This window comes from Fictibacillus sp. 23RED33, from assembly GCF_015903925.1.
Classification (GTDB): Bacteria; Bacillota; Bacilli; order Bacillales; family Fictibacillaceae; genus Fictibacillus; species Fictibacillus phosphorivorans.
In genome coordinates this window covers 1-6,827 of sequence record NZ_JACZDX010000019.1, presented here as the reverse complement: position 1 = coordinate 6,827, position 6,827 = coordinate 1, and the positions used below count along the sequence as shown (strand labels likewise).

3 protein-coding genes are annotated in these 6,827 nt (G+C 30.3%); 2 read left to right on the top strand and 1 reads right to left on the bottom strand.

Annotated features, from left to right (window positions below; translation table 11 throughout):
• Nucleotides 1-513 precede the first annotated feature (513 nt).
• Nucleotides 514-4,209, top strand: a complete 3,696-nt coding sequence (locus IHV09_RS22170) for a PIN domain-containing protein (RefSeq protein WP_197265512.1) — start codon at nucleotides 514-516, stop codon at nucleotides 4,207-4,209.
• A gap of 464 nt (nucleotides 4,210-4,673) precedes the next feature.
• On the opposite strand, the gene IHV09_RS22165 is transcribed toward IHV09_RS22170, so the two are convergent.
• Complete coding sequence (locus IHV09_RS22165) at nucleotides 4,674-4,859, bottom strand: hypothetical protein (protein ID WP_197265511.1); 186 nt, start codon at nucleotides 4,857-4,859, stop codon at nucleotides 4,674-4,676.
• Nucleotides 4,860-5,137: 278 nt separating this feature from the next.
• Here IHV09_RS22165 and IHV09_RS22160 point away from each other — a divergent pair, with 278 nt between their 5' ends.
• A complete protein-coding gene (locus IHV09_RS22160; RefSeq protein WP_197265510.1) occupies nucleotides 5,138-6,652 on the top strand; it encodes a hypothetical protein in 1,515 nt (504 codons plus the stop codon).
• Nucleotides 6,653-6,827: the final 175 nt, after the last annotated feature.

Genomic DNA, 6,827 nt, shown 5'->3' with positions numbered 1-6,827 from the left:
CGACTGAGAGTGGTTTCGGCTTTAGGGTGTTCAAAAGATGTATTTAATAATCCAAAAAATAGTAGTCCTTACAGCCTCAGGATATTTGCTAAAGTAAAAACCACCAAGAAGTAGATAGTAATTGCCCTTGTTCCGAATTTTTAAAACGAATGAAAAGATTTTTTTCAATACGCTTGAGGACAACAAACGTTTATCCGTTATTATTAATCTACATGCTTCTTTTAATCTTTAGTAGCTTTCAGTTTCATCGTTTCGGTGAAGCAATTTTTCTTCGTTTTTCAATGGTTGTTCTCTATCACCTCCATAAAAAGATACCTTTATTGTAAAATAAAGGTATGATAAAAAATAGGGGTTTCAGAAAATTAGAAAATTTTTTTAGAAGGATTATTAGTTTAGTGACTGACACTCAAACATCGATTCATCGGGTTTTCGAGATAATCTCCATTGTTTTAATGTTAATTTTTTGAAATAATTGAATTAATTTTAAATACGGATTAATTAGAGGTGAAGTTCATGTCTATAATGGGGACAGTTGCATCCGGTATTGGATTGAATCTTATCACAAACATCATATGGGATAAGAAAATGCAACGAGATAATAAATTAGCAATAAAACAAATAAAAACTATCATTGGCAGTTTTAATTCACAATATGATAATACAGAGATTGATACTTTTGCATTTCAAAATTTCATTGAAAAAACAGAAGTAATTGAATCGATATATAAAAGAGTCTTTCAATCCTTTCAAAATGAGAAAAACGAAAATATTATAGAATTTAAAAAGTTAATTGCACAAAATGCAATTGACAATATAAATCAATATTATGAACCCTTAGGAAGAAAAGTTCATAATGAGGAAATATTTTTTCAATACTTTTTTGAACTAATTGATTCAGTTATAGAAATCAGAGACTCTCTTTTAACTTTAGAAATGTCTGCTCAGACTTCGATTCTCACAGATAAACTTGAATTAACCCAAAAACAAATTAAAGAAGACCTCGAAATTCAAATTGCAAAAATGAAGGAAGATAATGTATTTGCTGAAGAAAAATTAAATGAGATTTATAATTTAATTAATTTATATAAATTCCATCAAGCAGAAGAAGAACTTTCACATATACTTGAATCACTACATTTACTAAGTGACCACCAAAAAGAATTTGTCTATTACCAGAAAGCACGTATTTATATTAAAAAAGATGAATATCAAAAACTAGATGATGTAATTCAGAACATAAGTAGATACAATACTGATTCAAAATATATAGCAGAAATTAATTACCAAATATCTTTAAAACGAAAGGATATTAGTTTGTTTGAAGAATCATTACAAGCTTTTAAAAAGAATAACTACTCCAATGAAAATATCTTAATAAAAACTATTAACTATAAAATAAACAATGAAAAATATAAGGAGGCTTGGGAGTTACTTACGGATAATGATGAATTAAAAACAAATTTACTTGAATCCCATGAAGCTTATTACTTTTACGGTGTACTACTTGCTCAAAATGGAAAACTTGATATGGCTCTAGGAGCATTTTCTGCAGCTTTTAACTTGCACAAAAACATGGCATATAAGTTTTCTTATATAGTAGTCAAGGCAAATATTCAAGTGAGTAATAGAGAGGCTCAGATTTTTAAATTACACGATGATGTCTTCCAAGAAATCAAAGAAGATATAAAAGAATTTGAAAATTTAGAGTATCTCCTTGAATTTTTACCATTTGAAGAAAAAATGAATTATTGGACTCTTTTAATCAATCTCTTGTTGATGGTTAATCCTAAGGAAGCTCTACATAAAATACAAAGTATTAATGATTTTGATGATAATAATTTTTTTCTAAGTTTGAAAGCAGATGTATATCTAAAAAACAATTTAAAAGATAAAGCCAAAGTAATTCTTCAAAGCATATTTGAATACCTAGAAATAAATACAATTAATTACTTTATAATTCTAAATGAAGAGAGTGATTGGCATACCATTATTAGCCAGTATAATAAGTTAAGTTCATCAGAATTTAAATGTAACCCAAATATTTTTATGCTTTATCTAAAAGCAAGATATATGACCAAGGGTTATGAGAATATTCGAAAGGAATTAATTGATGTTATTAACAGTGAATCAGATTCTATACCTGTTAATATTGAGCTGTTAAGAATTACAATAGAAGCCAAAGATGATAGATTATACAACAAAGTAATTTCTTCACTTCATTCTAAAAAAGATAAAACTCATGAAGAAGAATTAAGAGTTTATGGTGAGGTATTGAACAGCTATGAGAAATATTATGATTCAAGAAGTTTACTTCGAGAGCATCTTGAAAAAAGTGAAGAGCTTTTTAAGGTCTTTATAAGTACGTTTATACAAATTAATCAATTCTCTAGGGAAACCTTAGAGGTATATGAAATAACAAAAGAGTTATATAGGAAAGGAGTTAAATATAATTCCTTATTAAAGTTCAAAGTGGATATTGAAATGCGCTTAGGACTAGCGAGAAAAGCAATTCAAACACTTGAAGATTATCGGACGACTTTTGGAATTGATGAATATTATGCTTATTATTTTGTTGTAGCCAAAATGGAAAAAGGAGACTTAGAAGGGTTAGACAATGAAATTGAATATTTATTAAAATCAAACGAATCGAATAATCTTCAATTAGTTAGTCATCTTAAAGCACGATTAGGTATGTGGGACGATGCACAAAGAACAGCATTAAGGGCTTTGTTTTTACTTCCTGAGCAACTTGAAGAAAAAATTTTAATGAACTACATTTCAATGCATTTTTCAAATATTGATAAAGAGCAAAAAGATTTGGATTTAGATGAAGTAAGAGTAAATACTGTTGTAATAATTAAATCTGAAGATAAATATAGAAACATAGCCATACATGGAGATAAAAGTATAGTAAAAAAATCTGGAGAAATAAAATATGGCTGTGAGAATTATAGCTTTGATGATTCAATTTCCCTATTATTAGTTTCCCTAGGAAGAAAAGGGGAAAAAATCAAATTGCAAGATGATAATTATGAAGTTGTAGATATCGTTAATTTGTATGGATACTTTCAAAATTATTGTATTAAAAAATTACAAGAAGATTTTCCTGACCACAATTATTTTATTTCATATTCTACTGAAGACCCAGTAAAATTAAAAAATAATTTGGAAGAAACAATGAAATTGGTTGGGGAAGAACGTACTCAACAGTTGAGTAACTATAACTTTGGAATAGAAATTGGAATGCCACTCTCGTATTTATCAGGAAAAAATGTTGATAGTTATTCCGAGATGATTGTCTCACTTCTAAATCATAAGAATCAGCATTTATATGCAGGTGAAGTAAACATATATAAAGATTCGGAATATGTCCTATCAATTAGTTCTCTAATTATGTTGGCATATCTTGGATTGTTAGATAAACTAGAGACCATATCATCTAAGTGTTCGATTACAACTTACGTTGAAAAGAGTATAAGAGAAGGTATTAAAGAAGCACAAAAACATGCCAAGACTAGTTCAGGAATAATGTACCTAAGTGAAGAAGGAGAACTTAGGGGATACAATTATAATGAAAATGACAAAATAAACAGAAAAACTTTTTGGACAAATATTTTATTATCCATAACAGATATGAATAAGTTTGAAGTTGAAATAGAAGAGCATTCTTTATATGAAACTATACCTAATATTCTTTTAGACGAAGATTTATCTTCAATTGATTTGAGCAAAAATTCTAATAAAATTTTCGTTTGTGATGATTTATTTATTCGCAAATTATATCATGGTGTAACCCAAAAAAATAATACTACTAATGTTATAGGGTTTTTATTGTCGGAAAAATTACTTTCTCCAACTGAATTATTAGATTTAATTTTAAGGTTAGTAAAAGAAAAATACTTGTATCCAATAAACTCAGAGATTGTAACTTCCTTAATCTTATATATAAATCAAATTGAAGACAAAGCTGAACGTGACGTTAACCTAAAAAAGTTAAAAGAAGTATATAATAACATTTTAAATGAACAATCTAGGTCTTATTATAAAAATATACATGAAGAGGTTATAAAAGAAATACATGCTTATGGATTACCAGCGGGTTTTTTATATGAGCTTGTAAGAGAACCATTCAAATTGAAGCCATATAATTTATTTGTTGAAGAAAAGAAGAAAGAAATACTTAAAATTTACTTCGGTAATAAAAGTTAATCGAGTTCAATAATCCTAAATTTGAGACTATACACCATTACACTAAGGTGCTGTTGAATTATCTTTCAACGGCACTTGTTTATGTATAAAAATGGCTCATTTCATAGTTTACAGCGCTTCTCCATCAATTCTCTCAAATCTTTCTATCAATCTTTTAATTCCAAAATCGCAATGAATAAATCTCCCCAAAAACGGAAAGTAATAAATTTACGAGCCGTGTTGTATACCAATAGAAAAAGAAACACTCTTGAAATTTAGATGATAGGATGAAGACATTTAAGAAAAAAAGAATTTTCAAAATTAGCTGTTGCTGCTGCAGAATCCCGAAATGGACGCTGCTTATCCAAAGAGTAAGTAAACACTAATACCCCATTAATGTATTTGGTCATCCTTGGCTGGCTACAGGGAAATGGTGCCCAACATGTTTTGCGAAATTAAATCAAAAGGGTAGTGCATTTTTAGCACTACCCTTTTTTGCTTAGATTACTTGTTTTATTTGATATGTGTTTTTTTGCCTTCGATATAATTTCTTGATTTCTTGCCTTTAAATTTTTCCTGTCAGTAGACATGAGTATTTGGTCATTCTGCTGAATAATTAAGTCAATTGATTCCAGTATATTAAAAACATGTTTTTTTTCATTTTCATTCATTGCAACAAACTCCTTCTTTTAAAGTGGTTAATTTTTCACAAAATATCATACTTAAAAATTTCTAGGCATCCGAGGTTTTTCCTGTCTAGATTTTTTTCTGTTTTCAAATGAAATTGCATTAATTTACCACTACGAATCTAAAAATCCTACTATCGAACTTCTAATCTTTACAACCATGTATAAATCTCTAAAAAACGGAAAGTAATAAATTTACGAGCCGTGTTGTATACCATTCGAAAATGAGACACACTCGAAATTTAAAAGGTGGGTGCGGATATTTGAGAACAAAAAGAAAGTTCACATTAGCTGATTGCATTGCTACTGCTAAATCCCGAAACGGAAAATGCTTATCCGAAGAGTTTGTCAACGTGAATACAAAAATGCTTTGGGAGTGTCATAAAGGTCATCAGTGGGAATCTACATACAAGAGTGTAGAGGCTCTGGAGTCCTGGTGCCCAGCTTGTATTGGTAGAGATAAAGATGTACAGTTTGCCAAACTACAAAACACTCTTGTTACGAAAGGCTGGACAATTTTAAGTGGTGAATACGAAGGAACAAAAAAAAGAACTCTTCTTATTCGCTGTGATGAAGGTCATGAATGGACTACATCACATCAAAAGATTGAACTTTACGGTTGCCCAGAATGTAGCCAAAGATGCCGAGACATAAACAAAAACAAACTTGCTATAGAAGCTATCATCGCCTCAAAGAAAGGGGAATGGGTTTCTGGAGAATATAAAAATGCACGAAGTAGAATCACCGTAAAATGCCAATTCGGACACTCATGGGATACCACACCTGTGCAGATTAAAAACCATGGGGGGTGGTGTCCAACATGCCAAGGGCATAACAAAGAAGAGCAGTTGAAAATAATAAAAGAAATATCTAAAAAAAATGGCGGTGAGTGTCTTTCTACTAGATATGTAAACAAAGACAAAAAGCTTAAATTCAAATGTGTGAATGGGCACGAGTTTAAAATGGCACCTTCTAATGTAAAGAATGGTCAATGGTGTCCGAAATGTTCATATTATCAAATGGAGAACAAGACCCGTTACACTTTTGAGAAACTTACAGGAGTATTATTCGAAAAAAACGGGAAAAGAATTGCGTCTTTTGAACTAGATGGTTATCATAATTTCTCCGAATTAAAGCTTGAAATAGCATTTGAATACAACGGAATTCAGCACTATAAATTTGTGAAGTTCTTTCATAAGACAATAGAAGGTTTTCTTAAGAGACAAGAAGCTGATAAAGATAAGAGAAAGGCTTGTTTAAAAGAAGGCATTTTGTTATTGGAAGTCCCTTATTATTGCACAACCACAGACGAAGAACTTTTATTATACGTTCTGGAACTCCTATATTGTTGTGGCGTAAATGCAACACTTGTTGAGAGTGTTGAAGATTTTTACGAAGATTTTTATTCTAAAAGTCCGCAAATTCAGCGTGTGAAAAAAATCATCAAGGCTAAAGGAGGGACCTTATTAAGCAGAGCTTATAACGGGAGCCAGACACCAATTACGATTATCTGCAAAGAAGGACATGAGTGGACTACTCAATATGTCTGTATCACACAGGGAAAGTGGTGTCCGAATTGTGCAGGACGCTCTCGTGATAAAGACTGGCTGTTTCAACAATTAAAGAAACGAGTTGAAGATGAACTTGGTTTTAATTTAATAACTCCCCACTACACACCTGACCGAGAAAAGGTAGAATTGAAATGTCCTTCAGGACATTTGTTTAAGCGAACTGTAAACCATTTGAAACGTCGGAATGAGAAATGTCCTTTTTGTTAATGGCGTTCACCAAAGAAAAGAGAGTCAAAAAGAAATTAGGAAATTAATGATAGATTGCCTATTAAAAACATCATTTCACAAGGAAAGCCCTTGTAGAGATAATGTTTTTTTGAAGTTTAATAAGGGTTTTAAAAAGATTACACAAAAGATAGTAAAGACACAAAGTATTAAATCT

Excerpts from the sequence above, each read along its gene's own strand:
- IHV09_RS22170 (WP_197265512.1), top strand. The coding sequence starts at position 514 with ATGTCTATAATGGGGACAGTTGCATCCGGTATTGGATTGAATCTTATC.
- IHV09_RS22165 (WP_197265511.1), bottom strand. The coding sequence starts at position 4,859 with ATGAATGAAAATGAAAAAAAACATGTTTTTAATATACTGGAATCAATT.